This window comes from Hyphomicrobiales bacterium (assembly GCA_002869065.1).
Taxonomy (GTDB): domain Bacteria; phylum Pseudomonadota; class Alphaproteobacteria; order Rhizobiales; family Rhodobiaceae; genus Rhodobium.
In genome coordinates, this window is sequence record PKTR01000002.1 from 375,847 (window position 1) to 392,329 (window position 16,483).

General features: G+C 65.5%; 12 protein-coding genes. 5 read left to right on the top strand and 7 right to left on the bottom strand.

Going from position 1 to position 16,483, the window contains the following annotated elements:
- Positions 1 to 2: 2 nt before the first annotated feature.
- The 3 genes from C0606_05475 to C0606_05485 form a co-directional block, all read right to left on the bottom strand.
- The gene (locus C0606_05475; GenBank protein PLX37727.1) at positions 3 to 302 is read right to left on the bottom strand and encodes a hypothetical protein; all 300 of its coding nucleotides are present in this window, start codon (positions 300 to 302) and stop codon (positions 3 to 5) included.
- A 61-nt stretch (positions 303 to 363) separates the two neighbouring features.
- Complete coding sequence (locus C0606_05480) at positions 364 to 1,596, bottom strand: flagellar hook protein FlgE (protein PLX37728.1); 1,233 nt, start codon at positions 1,594 to 1,596, stop codon at positions 364 to 366.
- Between the two features lie 51 nt (positions 1,597 to 1,647).
- Complete coding sequence (locus tag C0606_05485) at positions 1,648 to 2,301, bottom strand: flagellar biosynthesis protein FlgD (protein PLX37729.1); 654 nt, start codon at positions 2,299 to 2,301, stop codon at positions 1,648 to 1,650.
- A 737-nt stretch (positions 2,302 to 3,038) separates the two neighbouring features.
- Between C0606_05485 and C0606_05490 the strand changes: the two genes are divergently transcribed.
- From C0606_05490 to C0606_05510, 5 genes are all read left to right on the top strand, one after another.
- Positions 3,039 to 3,713, top strand: coding sequence for an RNA polymerase sigma-70 factor (locus C0606_05490; GenBank protein PLX37730.1), 675 nt, complete (start codon positions 3,039 to 3,041; stop codon positions 3,711 to 3,713).
- A gap of 164 nt (positions 3,714 to 3,877) precedes the next feature.
- Positions 3,878 to 5,377, top strand: a complete 1,500-nt coding sequence (locus C0606_05495) for a hypothetical protein (protein ID PLX37731.1) — start codon at positions 3,878 to 3,880, stop codon at positions 5,375 to 5,377.
- Between the two features lie 161 nt (positions 5,378 to 5,538).
- The gene (locus C0606_05500; GenBank protein ID PLX37732.1) at positions 5,539 to 7,215 is read left to right on the top strand and encodes a flagellar hook protein; all 1,677 of its coding nucleotides are present in this window, start codon (positions 5,539 to 5,541) and stop codon (positions 7,213 to 7,215) included.
- Positions 7,215 to 7,613 carry a flagellar protein FliS gene (locus C0606_05505; protein ID PLX37733.1) on the top strand — a complete coding sequence of 133 codons (399 nt, stop codon included), beginning with the start codon at positions 7,215 to 7,217 and terminating at the stop codon, positions 7,611 to 7,613. Before C0606_05500 ends, C0606_05505 begins: the two co-directional genes overlap by 1 nt.
- 220 nt (positions 7,614 to 7,833) lie before the next feature.
- Positions 7,834 to 8,079, top strand: a complete 246-nt coding sequence (locus tag C0606_05510; protein ID PLX38692.1) for a hypothetical protein — start codon at positions 7,834 to 7,836, stop codon at positions 8,077 to 8,079.
- A gap of 168 nt (positions 8,080 to 8,247) precedes the next feature.
- On the opposite strand, the gene C0606_05515 is transcribed toward C0606_05510, so the two are convergent.
- The 4 genes from C0606_05515 to addB all read right to left on the bottom strand — a co-directional run bounded on the left by C0606_05515 (position 8,248) and on the right by addB (position 16,321).
- Positions 8,248 to 8,892 (bottom strand): nucleotide exchange factor GrpE, encoded by a 645-nt coding sequence (locus C0606_05515; GenBank protein ID PLX37734.1) that lies wholly within the window; start codon positions 8,890 to 8,892, stop codon positions 8,248 to 8,250.
- A gap of 306 nt (positions 8,893 to 9,198) precedes the next feature.
- Positions 9,199 to 9,519: a thiol reductase thioredoxin gene (locus C0606_05520; protein PLX37735.1), complete on the bottom strand. Its 321-nt coding sequence runs from the start codon at positions 9,517 to 9,519 to the stop codon at positions 9,199 to 9,201.
- 92 nt (positions 9,520 to 9,611) lie between these two features.
- Positions 9,612 to 13,184, bottom strand: a complete 3,573-nt coding sequence (addA, locus tag C0606_05525) for a double-strand break repair helicase AddA (protein ID PLX37736.1) — start codon at positions 13,182 to 13,184, stop codon at positions 9,612 to 9,614.
- The gene (gene addB, locus C0606_05530) at positions 13,181 to 16,321 is read right to left on the bottom strand and encodes a double-strand break repair protein AddB (protein ID PLX37737.1); all 3,141 of its coding nucleotides are present in this window, start codon (positions 16,319 to 16,321) and stop codon (positions 13,181 to 13,183) included. The genes addA and addB overlap by 4 nt, the downstream gene beginning before the upstream one ends.
- Positions 16,322 to 16,483: the final 162 nt, after the last annotated feature.

A 16,483-nucleotide genomic window follows, 5' to 3' on the forward strand; every position in this document is an offset into this window, starting at 1 on the left:
CGTTATCGGCCATCGGATTGCGGCGGCTTGTCTGCCGGCCTGCGCCCGATCGGCGAAAGGTTCTGGATCGTCCGGTATGACGCGGCCGCGGCAAGGCGGCCCATCATGCCGGCAAGTTCGCTCCCCAGCGCATCGCGCCGGTTTTGAAGCGCGGCGCGCAGCGGGCGCAGTTCGGCAAGAATCGCGACCGCCCTGCGACGGGCCTCCGGTGCTTCCGCGCCATCGAGCGCGCGGGCCTCGGCGATCAGCCGGCGCAAATGCCGGAGTTCGCGGTCGTCGGCGTTGTTCGACTGGTCCGACATGGCGTGCCTTTCCGCTCAAACCGCCGGCCCCGGGATCTAGACCGGGGCGCCCCGCGAAGGCCTAGCGAACCGCGTTCAGCAGGGTGTCGTAGAGCTCGTTCGCCGCGGTCATGACCTGGGCGGCGGACGAGTAGGCCTGCTGGGCCGTCATCATGTTGCTGAACTCGGTGCTGGTGTCGGTGGTGCTGCTTTCCAGCATGCCGCCGGCGATGGTGCCCGTACCCGAGGTGCCGGCGATGTAGAAGCTCGCCACGCCGGAATCGAGGTTCGCCGTGTAGATCGTGCCGGTGACCTGGGTCAGCCCGTTCGAGTTGGCGAAGGTCGCGACCGGGATCTTGGCGATGGTCATCTCGTCGCCATTGTCGAACGAGGCGATCACCGAACCGTCGTCGTCGATGGAGATGCTGGTCAGATTGCCGAGCGGCAGACCGTCCTGGGTGACGGCCATGGTCAGCGTCGGGTCGTCCTCGCCGCTGTCGTACTGCACGAGGCCGTCGGTATCGCCGGAGGTGCCGAAATTGATCTCGACGCTGGAATCAGCCGCGCCCGAATCCCATCCCTCGATGGTCAGCGTGGTCGGCGTCGCGCTGTCGATGGTGCCGTCCTCGTTGAAGGTCAGCGAGATGTCGCTCGAGGTTACCGTGCCGCTGTCGGTGGTGACGACCGCCGTCCAGGTGTTGTCTGCGGTCTTGGTGTAAGTCAGCGTCGCGGTGTTCGACGAGCCGAGTGAGTCGTAGATCTCCGTCGTCGTCGTGAAGCTGTCGCCGACGGCTGCATCCGCCGGCAGGTTGCCGGTGATCGTCATCTCGGTGGTGGCGGCAACCGTGCTGGTGATCTCGTCGACATTGATCGCCGACAGGCCGGTCGAAGACGTATCGGACACGACCGTGCCGTCCTCATCCGTCGCCCAGCCCATCAGATAGTAGCCACCAGAGCCGACGATATAGCCCTCGTCGTCGACGTCGAAATCGCCGGCGCGGGTGTAGAGCAGGTCGGTGCCGTCCAAATCCTTGGAGATCGAGAAGAAGCCCTCGCCCTCGATCGCCAGATCCATGTCGTCGCTCGACGTGACGAGAACGCCCTGGTCGGTGTTGTTGTAGGTGGTGTTGGCCGCGACGCTGCCGCTCGAGGAGGCATCCGTGCTCTGGCTGCTCAGCAGGCTGACGAAGCTCGTCGTCGAGGCCTTGTAGCCGGTCGTCGACACGTTCGCGAGATTGTTGGAGATGTTCGAAAACGCGTTTGACTGCGCGGACAAAGCCGATACCGCCGTCGCGAGAGCGCCGCTAATACTCATGACTCGCCTCTGATTTTGCTAGGAAAAGTGGCCGGGCCGAACGCTCGTGCGTCAGACCGAAAGCTTGATCACGCTGTCGAAGGCAATCTCGACGTCGCCCATCAACAGGGTCGTGGTGCCGCTGTCGTCGGTGCCGATGCCGGTGACCTTGCCGACCACGCTGGTCGATGTGGAAACCTTGGTGCCGGCCGCATCGACAGCCGCGACCGAGATCGTGTAGGCGCCGTCGGCGACCGTATCGCCGTTACTGTCCGTGCCGTCCCAGGTGAAGCCGTGGTCGCCCGAGGAGGTCTCGCCCGAGCCGGTCCACACCGTGTTGCCATCCGTATCGGAGACCGTGATCGTGGTGGCGGCGGCGGTGCGGTTGAGGCTGTAGTTCCAGCTTGCGGAACCGTCCGACAACATCGAGGTGTCGCCCTCGGCCTCCACCGTCGAGCTGATGTAGCTGAGGCTCGACGTCGACATGAAGGCGTTGAGCGAGCTGGTGATCTGGTCGAGCGAGCTGGTGATTTCCGAAAGCTGGTCGTAACTAGCGTAGGAAACCATCTGGTTCATGTATTCGCTGGTATCGGTCGGGTCCAACGGGTTCTGATTCTGGAGTTGTTCCAGCATCAGTTCGAGAAAGTCGCTCGAAGAAAGCTCCAATGCCGAAGAACTCGTCGTGGTCGCGGTGGCCGTTGAAGAGCTGATTGCAGAAACCGTCATGTGTCGACCCTCGGAAGTTGCCGGATCACGAGCCTGAAACGCGGAACCCGGCGGATTTCATCTGGTTTTGCTCGTTAAACGGCACCCGCCGACAAATCAGGCGCACTTTTTTCGACGTCCGGGCCGCCTCGCCCGCGCGCAGTACGGGCGCTATCCGGTTGGAAAATCGAACCGGTCCGAAGGGCGGGGAAGATCACATCGGCGAATGGTGGCTGACGGCGCGGACAACGCTCTCGAAGGCCGCCGGAAGGGGGCAAAACGACCTGCGGGCACGCTCGAATCACTTTTTTTTTCGCGCACCACCGGTCAAAATTTGCCGGTAATTTGGCCGTCCGACCGCGATATGGCGGCAAAGTGGTCCGCAGACTCAAAAATCTACCGTCGGGATACATGCAGATACGGTTGCGCGCGCGGGCGAGCGTTGCCGCACCGCGCCGTGACGTTGCCGCGCTGGAAATACGTCCCCGGAGACTGCCCGGCCGGAGAAGCGGCTGGAAATGTCAGGAAAAAGTTCCCCGCGAAAACGGTGACACGCGGCGCCGTTCTCTCTCCCACACCGTTCCGGACGGCCGCCTCAGTAGGCAGAAAATGCCGCTCGCCGGGCAAATAATTCCTAGTTAACTATCTGATTTTATTGATTTTTACGCGCCTGATCCGGCGCCTTCGCACGTTCAATGATTAAGACGGGGCTTTTTGGACTTTGCCTCGCCACACGTGTAATCGGAGGAAATCGGGTCATGGCTGCTTCAAGTGTTGGCGTTCTGCCGTCCATGTCCGCTCGACACGAACCAGGTGCGGCGCCCGCCGGTGAAGGGCGTTCGAAAGCCGCCAAGGCAAGGGCCTACACGCTATTGAGCGACGAAGACTTGCTGTCGATGATCGGCGCGGACGACGCCGAGGCCTTCCAGGCGCTGGTCGAGCGCCACGCCGACCGCGCCTATGCCATCGCCTTCCGCTTCCTGCGCAACGCGACCGATGCCGAGGACGTCGTTCAGGACGCGCTGCTCAAGGTGTGGACCTCAGGCTGCAAATGGGAGAGCGGCCGGGCCCGTTTCTCCACCTGGCTCTACAGGGTCATCACCAATCGCTGCATCGACCTGAAGCGGCGGCCGACCAGCGAGGCAATCGACGTTGTTCCCGAGGTCGCTTCGGAAGCGCCGAGCCAGGTCAACGAGATACTGCGCATGGAAGCAAGCAGCCGGCTTGAGCGGGCAATTGCAGAACTGCCCGAACAACAAAAAACGGCGTTACTTTTTTCTTACTACGAAAACCTGTCCAACGCCGAAATCGCGGAAATCATGGAAACCACTGTTTCCGCAGTCGAATCTCTTCTGAAGCGTGGCCGCCAGCATTTGCGCGCTGTGCTGCAGCGGGAGGGTGCCGATATGCTGAATTCCTTGAAAAACGATTAAAATATCTTCGACAATTCTACAAAATATTTTCGCCTGCTCGGGGAATCCCCGCCGTTGAACGGTCAGACGCGGAACGACCCACGTCGATGACCAGAGTTTTGGGGCCAATCCCATGGGGCCACCCTCCCCTTTGGCCGCAGCGACAGAGTAGCAGGAGTTTACGCATGCCCGTTATCGCAACGAACACGGCCGCCAACACCGCGGTCCGCTATCTCAACAACAATTCGATCGAGCAGTCCGACAGCCTGTCGAAGCTGGCGTCGGGTTCGCGCATCACCAAGGCGTCGGACGATGCTGCCGGTCTCGCAATCGCGACCCGCATCCAGTCGGACGTCTCGACGCTCGAGCAGGCGTCTACCAACGCCTCGCACTCGATCTCGATCCTGCAGACCGCCGATGGCGGCGCCTCGCGTATTTCCGACATCCTGGAGCGGATGAAAACATTGGCCTCGCAGTCGGCCTCCGGCACCGTCACCGACACGGAACGCGCTTACATCCAGGCTGAATTCTCCGAGCTGCAGGAAGAAATCGACGGCATCGCCCAGTCGACCCGCTACAACGGTTCGAGCCTGCTTTCGAGCGCCACCAACGCCGAAGCGACCGGCACCACCTCGACCGACGACCTGACGACGGCCGCGACCAACGCCACGACCACCGGCTCCGCCGACCTGTCGTCCTATTCGGCGTCTTCGGCCTCGCTGTCGATCAACGGCACCGCGATCACCATCGCCGACGGCGATGACGCCTCCGACGTGGTCACGGCGATCAACGCCCAGTCCGGCACGACCAACGTGACGGCCTCGCTCGACAGCAGCAACCAGCTCGTGCTGACGTCGACCGACACGGCCGGCTATTCGGACACGATCACGGTCACCGGCGACACGACCGATCTGCTCGGCGCCGCGAGTGACGCCCAGGTCGACGCCACCGGTACCGACGCCTACGTGACCGACGCATCGGGCGGCGACATCACCTTCGACGTCAACGGCGAGACCGTGACCCTTTCGTCGACCGGCGGCACCAACGGCGACGGCCTGTATTCGGCCGACGATCTGGTCGACGCGATCAACAACCAGGTCGGCACTTCGGCCAGCGTCACCGCCAGCCTCGATGCCGACAATAACCTGGTCATCACCAGCACCGGCACGGCGAGCTCGGACGACGCCGTCACCGTAGACAACTTCTCGTCGGGCGACGCGACCGATTTCGGCTTCGCCGACACCTCGGTTTCCGAAGCCGGTTCGGGCGATGCCGACGCCGTCGACTGGTCGACCGGCATTTCCGTCGTCGTCGGTTCCAGCGCGGACGACACCATCGCGCTGTCGATCGACAATCTGACGACAGAGGCGCTGAGCGTTGCCGACCTCGACATCTCGACCCAGGCCGGCGCGGAAGCCGCTCTCGATGCCCTCGACGCGGCGATCGACGACGTGTCCGGCGCGCGCGCTGAAATCGGCGCCGTGATGTCGCGCTTCGAATTCCGTCAGGAATCGATCCAGACCAGCATCGAAAACCTCGACGCCGCGCAGTCGGTGCTCGCTGACGTCGATATCGCTGCGGAACAGGCAAAGCTGTCGGCCTCGACGGTCAAGGTGCAGGCGGCCGTCGCCGCGGCATCGCAGGCCAACCAGATGCCGCAGAACCTGCTCAGCCTGCTGCAGTAAGCGGCAGAGCGCTCTCCCCGCCCGCCGGTGTCCTTTCTGGCCGGCTGGGCGGGGTGAGCACGAGAACGGCCGCCGCCGCGCCGGTCCGGCATGGCGGCACGCCTGCTTGAGCCCGGCGTTGCGACGCCGGCGAGCCACAGCACACGGCGCAGGACAAGACAATGACGACGACCAGCGCGACTTCGACCACCACCACCACCGCAACGACGTTCACATGGTCGTCCGGCGTCGGCGACATGGACTGGGATGCCCTTGTCGAGGTTTCGGTCGCGGCCAAAAATGTGCGCGCCGACACCATCGAAACCGAGATCAGCGAAAACGAGGTCAAACTCGCGGCCTATGAAGAGATGCAGTCGCTGCTGACGACGCTCTCGGACGCCGCCTATGCGCTCTCCGCCCCCTCCGGTACATCCAATTCAAGCTACGACGTGTTCAACTCACGCGCGGCCTACACCTCAGCAACGGGCGATACGGACGCCGACAGCGCGGTGTTCATCACCGTCGAGGACGGCACGGACACGGGCAGTTTCGACCTGACGATCGAGCAGCTCGCCACCGCCCACAAGGTTGCCAGCGCCGAGGCCTCCGACAACACCGCGGCGCTTGGCTATGACGGCAGCTTCACCGTCCAGCTCGGCGACGGCGACAGCGCCGAAATCTCGCTCGACAGCGACATGACGCTCGACGACATCGCCGAGGCGATCAACGCGCAGAGCTATCTCACCAATGTCCGGGCGAGCGTCGTCAAGGTCTCCGACGACAGCTACCAGCTGGTGATCTATGGCACCGAGACCGGGCAGGATCTGACGCTCACGGCGGCAAGCGGCGACGACGTGTTGACCGGAATCGGCGTGCTCGACGGCAGTGGCGGCATTGCCGACGAACTGCAGGCGGCGCAGAACGCGATCATCACCTATGACGGAATCACCGTCACGCGAACCTCGAACGAAATCGACGATCTGATCGACGGGGTCACCCTCAATCTCTACGAGGCGACCGGCGAGGATACGATTACGGTCGAGGTCTCGCAGAACGTCGACGAGATCAAGGACGCGATCATCGCGCTCGCCGAAGCTTACAACGCCTATCGCGAATGGGCGCTGACCCAGCAGGAGACGTCGTCCGCCGGCGGCGCGTCGTCGGGCGCGGCGCTGTTCGGCGATTCGACGCTGCGCTCGGTCAACAGCCAGATCGCGTCGGCGCTCGGCACCTTCATCGACAGCGAGAGCATGGCGCTGCTCGGCCTGTCCTATGACAGCTCGAACATGCTGGTGCTCGACGAGGACGTGCTCAACGAGGCGCTGCTCAACGATCTCGACGCGGTGACGTCGCTGCTCAGCTTCCAGATGGAAGCCTCGAGCGCGGATCTGTCGCTGCTCAGCCACAGCAACAATGGCAATCTCGACTTCACCCTCGACATCACGAGCGACGGCGAGGGCAATCTGTCGGTCTCGGTCGACGGCGACAGCTCGCTGTTCACGGTGTCGGGCACACGCATCAAGGGCGCGGAAGGCTCAATCTACGAGGGGCTGACCTTCGTCTATCTCGGCGATGGCGACGAGTCGATCGACGTGTCGGTCACGAGCGGCATCGCCGAAGCGCTCTATGCCAGCGCGGACGCTGCCGCGAACACACTCGACGGCAATCTGCAGACGATCATCGACAATCTCGGGGACGAGAACTCGACGCTGCAGACCAAGGCCGACGACATCCGCTCGCGCAGCGAGACCTATCGTGAGTTCCTCACCGAAAAATACGCCAAGTACCAGGCCGCCATCGAGGAGGCCGAAACCCAGCTCGCCTATCTGGAAGCGCTGCTTGAGGAGAGTTCAAACTGATGTCGATGCAAATGGCTTTTGCTGCCGGGGCCTACCGGCAGGCCGCCACCACCGTCGGGCCGCTGCGCGCCGTGGTCATGGTCTATGACGAGATCATCACGAGTTTCGCCCGCGCCGACCGGGCGCTGGACGGAAACAATCCGGAAGAGGTCTACCGCCAGATCGAGCGTGCAACGACACTGTTGCGCGGGCTGCGCAGCGCGCTCGACTACCGCACCGACGAAGGCTTCGCGACCCAGATGGAGAAAGTCTACACGCGGCTGATCCTTGCCATGCATGCCTCGTTCGGCAAGACGGATGCGCGCGAACGCTATGGCAAGCTGTGCTTGGGGATCGTCGAGTTGAGAAACGCCTGGGCCGAAATCGGACATCTCCCACCACGTGAAGAAACGAATTAGAAACCTTTGTTAATGGTTTGCTAACCATATTTTCCCGAGAATGCGGCGGATCGCGGGGTTTGTTTCGACCATGCGCCGCAAAACGAGGGCCAGCGCCGTTTCCGGCGTGTTTCCAATCGTTGTGACGGATCGCATGACGTTTTCAGGACAGCAGAGCTGCGCTTTCAACCCGGCGGAATGGACCGTCGGCGACTATCGTTGGAAAGACGGCGATTTTTTCATGACGCTCGACGAGTTCCAGGATTGCCTCGACCGGCTTGGCGACGATCTCGCGCTGTGGCCCGCCGAACAGGCCGGGCCGGGCCGCGATCTTCTTGCCGGCAATGCGAGCGCCCGCGCCATGCTGCGCGAGGCGAAGGAGCTGCGTACCCTGTTTGCCGCCGAGGCACCGGTGCACGCACCCGCCGGCCTCGCCGCGCGGATCGTCGAAGCCGCGATGCGCGCGAAAGCCCCCGCGAAGGGGTGAGATGTCCCTTTTTCATTCGCCGGCAACAAACGGCGAAAACGAAAAAAGCCGGAGAGCGAACTCTCCGGCTTTTGTGTATTCAATTCTCAGCGCAACGCTAAGAACACTCGTTCTTTTTTCGACGCGATTTCTTGTCCAAAAAGTCTGCCAACTTTTTGGGAAAGCGCTTTAGACCGTCTTGTCGATGCCTTCGCCGGGGGCCGGTGCTTCCGCGTCCGCCTCTGAAGCGGCTTCGGGCTTGGCCGGTTTCGGGCCACCCTTGGCCACGCCGACAAGCGCCGGGCGCAAAACACGGTCGCCGATCTTGTAGCCGGCCTGCATGACCTGCACGACCGTGCCGGCGGTGACCGTCGGGTCCGGCACCTCGAACATGGCCTGATGCAGGTTCGGGTCGAAGCGCTCGCCGGCCGGATCGATGCGGGCGATGCCGTTCTTCTCCAGCAGCTTCAGCATGTCGCGCTCGGTCATCTCGACGCCTTCGAGCAGACCGGTCAGCGTCGCATCGGCACCGGCGCGGGCCTCCTCGGTCACCGTCTCGAGCGCACGGCGCAAATTATCGCCGACGTTCAGCATGTCGCGGGCAAAGCCGGAGATCGAATACTGGCCGGCCTCGCGCACTTCCTTTTCGGTGCGCCGGCGCAAATTCTCCATCTCGGCCAGCGTGCGAAGGAGCTGGTCCTTCATCTTGGCGTTTTCCGCTTCGAGCGCGGCAATCGGGTCCTCGGCCGGGGCGTCCGCCTGCGGCGCGGCCTCAGCAGCCGGCTTCTCCGCGTCGGGCGCCACGTCTTCCGGGTTGCGCGTTTCGTCCGTCATGGGGTCCTCGGATTGGTTCGATAGGTCTGCAAAAAGTGTCGGCCCGCATGTGCGACTTTTTCGCGCCGATTTCAAGCGCCGGGCGGGCAAAGCGCGCCGATCGGCCGCTATTGCAGACAAACGAAACGCCCCGCACCGGTTTGTCGCCGGTACGGAGCGCCGTCAATTCGGGTCAGGAGAAGAGTGCGGTTCAGCTTTTTTTTCGCGATTTCTTATCCAAAAAGTCTGACAACTTTTTGGGAAAGCGCTTACTGTTCTAGCGCGATTTCTTGTCCAAAAAGTCTGACAATTTTTTGGGAAAGCGCTTTAGACCGAGCCCTTGATCCAGTCCATCAGCCGGTTCTTCGGCTGGGCACCGACCTGCATCGATGCCGGCTGACCGTTCTTGAACATGATCAGCGTCGGGATCGAGCGCACGCCATACTTCACGGCGGTGCCCGGGTTCTCGTCGATGTTGAGCTTGGCGATCTTCACCGTGCCGGCCATCTCGGTGGCGATCTCGTCCAGCGCCGGGGCGATCATCTTGCACGGGCCGCACCATTCGGCCCAGAAGTCCACAACCACGGGCTCGGACGAATTGAGCACGTCCTGATCGAACGAAGCATCGGTGACTTTCTCGGTCGCCATGGGAAATCCTTTCGTTGCTGGGGGGAGTCCCCCGTATCGCGTTATCGCGAAGGTAGGAAGCGGACCGGCAAGCGTCAAGTATTAGGAAACCCTCATCTGCCGGGGATAGGTGCGGCGCGGTCGAGCGCGTCGGCGGGGATTTCGGTAAGCCTCGGGCCGGCCGTCCATAACAGCGCCGCACGGATATCCCGGCCCGGATAGAGACCTGCGAGCACGGCGCGGTAAAGGGCAAGCTGGGTGACGTAAGCCGCCGGCACCTCGTCGAGCGATTCGGGCACCGGGCGGTTGGTCTTGTAATCGACGATCAGCACCGCGTCGTCGGTGACGATCAGCCGATCGATCTGGCCGGAGAGCGCGACGGGTGTGCCGTCCGGCCCCGGCAGCGTCCCGGCGATCGAAACCTCGGCGCGGCCTTCGGCCGAGAACACCGGGGCAAATTCGGGGTGGCGCAGCACGCCGAGCAACTCGTCGAGAAGTGCCGCGCGCGCACCTTCATCGAGACTACTGCGGGCATGAGCAAGGAAGCGCCGGCCGGCGGCTTGCTGGCGGCTTTCTTCGAGACCCGGCAGCAATTCGAGCAGACGGTGAGCGACGCGGCCGCGTTCGAGCGCCGGCGCGTCGGGTCCGCGCAGAGCTGCGGCCAACGCATCGGCAGGCGGGAAGCGCTCGGCTTCCTCCGCTTCGCCGGTCATTTCGCCCTCGCCTTCCAGCGCGGTCGACGGCGTGACCACGCGGCGTGTCGGCAGCGGCGCGACCGGAAGCGTCAGCCATGCGGGGATGGCGACGGTTTCCTCGACCTTCTCGCTGACGTCGTTCGGCGCGTGGGCGGGGCCGGGCGAGACCTGCCAACGCCATTTGTCCGGCGCGTCGGGCGTGCCGCCAATCGGCGCGGCGTCGGGGGTGAGCGCGCGAGAGACGAGGTCGTACCAGCAGCCTTCGGGCGGGCGGTCCGCATTGCCCTTGGCCTTGCCGTTGTCGTCGAGCTTGTAGGGGTTCTTGAAGGCGCAGACGACGAGGCGGTCGCGGGCGCGCGTCAGCGCGACATAGAGCAGACGGCGGTATTCCTCGGCGGCCAGCCGGCGCGTTTCGTCAATCGCCGTTTGCTGCCAGTCGGTCGCCGTCTTCTTGCCCTGCTTCCAGACAAGCGCGGATGCAGCGCCGGGGATCTCCGACACAGCCTTTTCGAGGATGAGCGGATCGTGATTGTGTGAGGTCGGCTGGGCGCAATTGTCGACGAGGAAAACGACCGGCGCTTCAAGCCCCTTGGCGCCGTGCACGGTCATGGTGCGCACACCGCGGACCTCGGTGTCGAGCGCACGCTTGATCTCGGTCGGCACGGCGGAAAGCCAGGCGAGGAAGCCTTCGAGGCTGACGATTGCCGTCTGCTCGTAGTTCAGGGCAAGGCCGAGGAATTCGTCGAGCACCTCGTCGACCTCGGCGCCGAGCCGGCGACGAAAACGGGCGCGACCGCCCTCGGGCCCGAGCAGCAGCGCGAAGAACTCGTAGGGCCGCAGGAAGTCGGCGCGGGCCATGGCCTCGGCGATGAAGGCGTGGGCTGCCGAAAAGGCCGGGGCGTCGCGGCGCGCCGACAGCGCCTCGAACAGCGTGCCTGAACGGTCGTAAGCCAGATCGAACAGCGCGTCCTCGTCGAGGCCGACAAGCGGGCTCTTCAGCACGGCGGCAAGCGAGAGGTCGTCCTGCGGCAGCAGCGCGACGCGGGCGAGCGCCATCAGGTCCATCACCGCGATATGGTCGGTCAGAACCACACGGTCGGAGCCCGCCGTCGGCAGGCCGCGCGCCTTCAAGGCCCGGTCGAGCGCCTGGACGAAGGGGCCGCGCTTGCGCACCAGAACGAGCACGTCTTCGGCGCGGACCGGCTCGCCGGTGCCCTCCAGCCGTTCGCCCGCAGCGACCCAGTCGGCGATGGTCTCGGCGATGCGGTCGGCCAGCCGGCGCGCCGGCGCGTTCGGTCCCTCATGGTCGAGCGGCTCGCGCCAGTCGGTCGGCTCGGCTTCCTGCGCCTCCGTCACCAGCGGCCAGATCTCGACATAGCCCGGATCGTTCTGGCGCAACGCCTCGTGCACCGGGGCCTCGGCCTGCTGGGCAAGTCCGTCATGCGCGGCGGCGGGTTCGAAGACCGTATCGACGGCCTTCAGCACATCCGGCGTCGAACGGAAGGAGAGGATCAGCCGCTCGTCGTGAAAGGTCAGCCCGGCGTCGCGAACGTAGCGCGCAAAGTGCCGCTTCATGTTTCCGAAGAGGTGCGGCGCGGCGCCCTGAAACGAATAGATCGACTGTTTTTCATCGCCGACCGCGAAGAAGGTGCGCGTCGCGGGCCGGGCGCCCTCGCCGGCGAAGAATTCCTCGACCAGCGTGCGGATCACCTGCCACTGGCGCGGATTGGTGTCCTGCGCCTCGTCGACAAGCACGTGATCGAGGCCAAGGTCGAGCTTGTACTGCACCCACGGGCCGGCGTCGGCCTGTGTCAGCAGGTCGGCGGTCTTGACCACGAGGTCGTCGTAGTCGAGCAGGCCCTCCTGTGCCTTCGCCCGCTCATAGACGCCGATAACGGCGTCGGCGAGACGGACCAGCGCGGTGGTCGCGGCAACCGTTCGAAACGCGCGCATCCGCTCGCGCGCCTCTTCCAACCGGGCAACTTCGAGATCGAAGCGATCGACGAGATCGGGGAAGCTGTCCTTGACCGCCTTGGTCGCCCAGCGGGCAGAACTGCGCGGCGTCCCGGCGCCCTTCACCTTGTTGGCGTCGGTGAAGAAGATGGCGAGCCAGGCCTCGGCCCGCGCCTCCCCCGCCGGCATGGCGAGCGCGGCACGAAATGCTTCGGCCCGACCGATGTCGGTCGGCTTGCCGCGCTCCATCTCCGGCAACAGGGCGGCGAGATAGTCGGCGTTGAAGGCTTTCGAGGCGCCGACACCGGCGGCAAGGCCCTCCGCCGTTTCGCTGCCGTCGAGGCCGAAGCTTGTCGCGAGCGCCGCGAGTGCGCCATCGAGATCGCCATTGTCGCGGATCCAGCGCAGCAGCCCGTCGCGCTTGCCGACCAGTGCGTCGATGGCCGCCAGAAACGACTGATCGGAGGCCGCCGCCGAGACCGCGAGCAACGCTTCACCGAGTTCGCTGTTTGGCCGGCTTGCCGCGCGGTGCAGAACGGCGGCACGCGCGGCGGCGAGCATTTCCGCCTGACCGCGCTCGTCGAGCACATCGAAATGGCCGGCGACATTGGCCTCGAGCGGGAACTGGTGCAGCAGCGCCGTGCAGAAGCCGTGGATGGTCTGGATCTTCAAACCGCCGGGCGTCTCCAGCGCGCGAGCGAACAGCCGCCGCGCCATCGCCAGTTCCGCGCGACCGACACGGCGGCCCTCGATCTCGGCCAGTTCGGCGCCGAGCTTTTCATCGTCGAAGCGGGTCCAGGTAGCCAGCGTATCGAAAACGCGGCTCGCCATTTCGGCGGCTGCCGCTTCCGTAAACGTCAGGCACAAAATGCGCGAGGGGTCGGTGCCGGCAAGCAACAGCCGGACCACACGGCGGGTCAGCACGAAGGTCTTGCCGGAACCCGCATTGGCGCCGACAAAGGCGGAGGCCTCAGGGTCGGCGGCGCGGGCCTGACGGGCTTGGGTGTCCTCGGGGATTAACGGGCGAGCGGCGCTCATGCCTCGTCCTCCCCGTTGCCGAGCGACCATTCCTTGACCCGCGCGAGATGGTCGTAAGGGCTCGGGAAGCGCCGCTCCCACACCGGATGGGCGCGAGAAAGATAGCCGCGCTCGGGGTCCGCATAGGCGGCGATCAGCGCGGTCAGCGCTTCGAGGGCGCGGTCGGCCAGCGCCTCGGCACCGGCCTTACCGCGCGTCTGTGCGAACGTCACCGACGCGTCGTCCTTCAGCTCCACGTAGAGCAGTTCCGAGACCTTGCGCCCCGCCTCGATGCCGGCAAAGCCGCCAGCGCGGGCCATGGCGGCCTCAAGCGGCAATTGCGGCGACAGCAGCGTGTCGACCTGGGCCTCGCTCGGCGGCGCACCGGTCTTGAAGTCAACGATGGAGAGGGAATCGTCGCTCAGCTCGTCGATGCGGTCGGCACGGCCGGTCAGCGTGAATTCCGGCCCGCCGGGCAAGGCCAAGGCAAGTTTGCCATCAACCTCGACATGGCGCGTGCGGAAACCCGCCCGGCTGTCGCGCTCCCAGTCGATGAAGCGCGCGGCGATGCGGGTGAAACGCGGCCACCACAGGGCGTGCAGGTCGGGGAAGGCTTCGAGCGGCACGAAGGCCTCGCGGCCAATGGCGATCAGCTCGTCGAGCGCGCGCTCGTCGAACGGGCCCGTCCAGCCTTCGGCGAAGCGGGCGAAGATATCGTGCAGTAGCGTGCCGCGGGTTGCCATGTCCGGCTCGGCGCCGATGGCGTCGAGTTCATCGAGGCCAAGCACATATTGCGCGTAGATCGCGTACGGATCGCGGATCAGGGTTTCGATGCGCGCCACGGAGAGGCGCGTCGGGCGGGCCTCGATCGGTGGTTTCGGATCGGGGCGGGTCGCCGGCAGCGGGGTTTCGACCGGGCCATCGATGTCGCGGGCAAGCAACAGATAGCGGGTGCCGCGTGCGGTCATCGTCTCGGTCAGTTCCTTGCCGAGCCGGGCCTTCAGCCGCTGCAGCCAGCGCGAGGCGACCGTCGGCGCGGTGCCGGCACGCAAGGTGCGGCTCAACACGACCTCGCCGGACCCCATGCCTTGCGCGAAATCGTGCGCGGCAAGGCCGATGCGCCGCTCCGGTGCCTCGAGGCCGAGCGCCTTTCGCATCGGCCGTGACAGCCAGGGGTCGCTGCGCGTTGTCTGCGGCCACACGCCCTCGACCAGCCCGGCGAGCACGATGCGCTCGACCGGCTGCAGGCGGGCTTCGAGCGGGCCCCAGATGTGCAGCCGCTCGTCGCCGGGCGCTCCGGCGCGAACCGGTGTGCCGCTCATCAGCGCGTGCAGAAGTCCCGGCCACTCACCGCTGTGGATGTCGAAGTCGTTTGGGTTGGCGTCGAGCAACTGGCGCAGGAAGCCGGCAAGTGCCTCGCCGGCCGGGCCGTCATAGAGTTCCGACTTCGCCGACTTGCCGGCATCTTCCGGCGGCGCGGCAACCGCGTGGAGCGCGGCGATATGGGCGGTAACCAGATCGGCCGGCGAGACCAGACCGTCATGATCGGCAATCGTTTCGAGTGGAGAAAGCGCTGCCGCTAGCCGGTCAACGAGGTCGCTCGCGGCCTGCCAGTCGGCGGCGCCGAGACGACGGCGGATACGCGGGATATGACCATCGCGCGCATCCACTTCGGTCTTCGAGGCGGCAAGCGCGGCCTTCAGCCCCTCGCTTCCGGAACGCGGGCGCGGTCCGCGCAGCACCGCCACCTCCAGCACGCGGGCGGCGCGACGGATAGCGGCGGGTTCGAGGCCGAAGCGGGCGAGCGGGTGTTTCAACAAAGCAAGCAGGGAAACCGGCGCGAAATCGCCAAGCGCGACTTCGGCAACGAGGCGAGCGAGGATCGCCGGCGGCGTGTCGGCGAGCGGACGACCGGCAGAATCGTCGACGCGAATATCCCAGCGGCGGAGCTGGATCGCGACCCGGCGCGCCAGCATGCGATCCGGCGTCACCAGCGCGGCGCGGCGGTCTTCGGCAATCGCCTCACGCAGCACGAGCGCGATGGCGAGCGCCTCCTCCTCCTCGTTCGCAGCCTCGATCAGCGCCACATCGGCAAAGGCGTCGGCAACTTCGGGATCGCCTACATTGGCGACGCCGGCCCAGGCGTCCGTGACATCAGCGGGGCGCAACGCCTCGGCAACGAGGTGGCGGCGGCGGGCAAGCGCAGGCGTTGCCGGAGCGGCCAACGAAACCACGTCGCTGCGGCTCATCCGCATCGTCTTCAAGAGCTGCTTCAGACCGTATTGCGGATGGCTCGACACGGACTCGGGATCGTCGCGCATGCCGATCGCGTCCCAGGCATCCTCGTCGAGATCGCTGTCGAGACCGGGCAGCACGACGGCGCCGTTTTCAAGCCCGGCAACGGCGGCAAGCAGGCGGGCGGTTGCCGGCATCGAGCCGGTAGACCCCGCGGCGATCACCGGGCCTTTCGCGGGCGCGCGCTGCAGCCGTTCGACCTCGCGATCAAGCAGCATGTTTCGGCGCACGGCGGGATCGAGCGCATCACGCTCGCGCAGGAATTCCGGCCAGGCCTCGGTGACGATCTGCAGGAAACTGAGCGTGATCTGCCAGTAGCGGGCGTAAGTCTCCGGCACCAGATCACCGAGCCGCTCCCAGTCGGCCTCTTCGTTGGCGACCTGATCCATCAGGCCGATGAGCGCATCGCCAAGGCGGGCGGCATCGGCGGGCGAGGCCGGGATCAGGACCGGCGCATCGGCGTCGAGATTGAGGACGGCGCGCGCCTGCATCTGCGCCCAGTAGAGCACCAGCCGGGCAATCGACAGACGCCGTTCGAGCGGCGGGATCGCCGGGGCCAGATCGCCATCGGGCATCTCGCCCTCGTCGACCAGCAGGAGGTCCTCGTCGACATCGCCGATCGGCTGAATGCGCGGCAGAATGGCCGCGCGGCCGCCGAGCGCTGCAACCAGTTCGGCGCGAAAGGCGCGCACGGCGCGGCGGGTCGGCAGATAGATCGTGGCGTCGGCCAGCAAAGCAGGATCGCCGGCGGGATCGAAACCCGGCACCAGCCGGCCGGCGAGCAGCGCCTCAACGAGCGTGGCGATGAATGGGGCACCGGGCGGGATAGTGAAGACCCGCGGCGACCCGTGGCCACCCTCCATGGCTTTGCTCCTCTCCCCGTTGGTGCGGTCGCCCTCAGTGGCGGGGCCAGTGCCGCACGCCCCCGGCCCGTCTGCTATTTGAGGCTGCAACGACAGCGGGACGCAAGGTGGCGGCGGAGGTAATCCCCGGCTTTCAAGTGCGCCACGCGGAAAACCTCATCA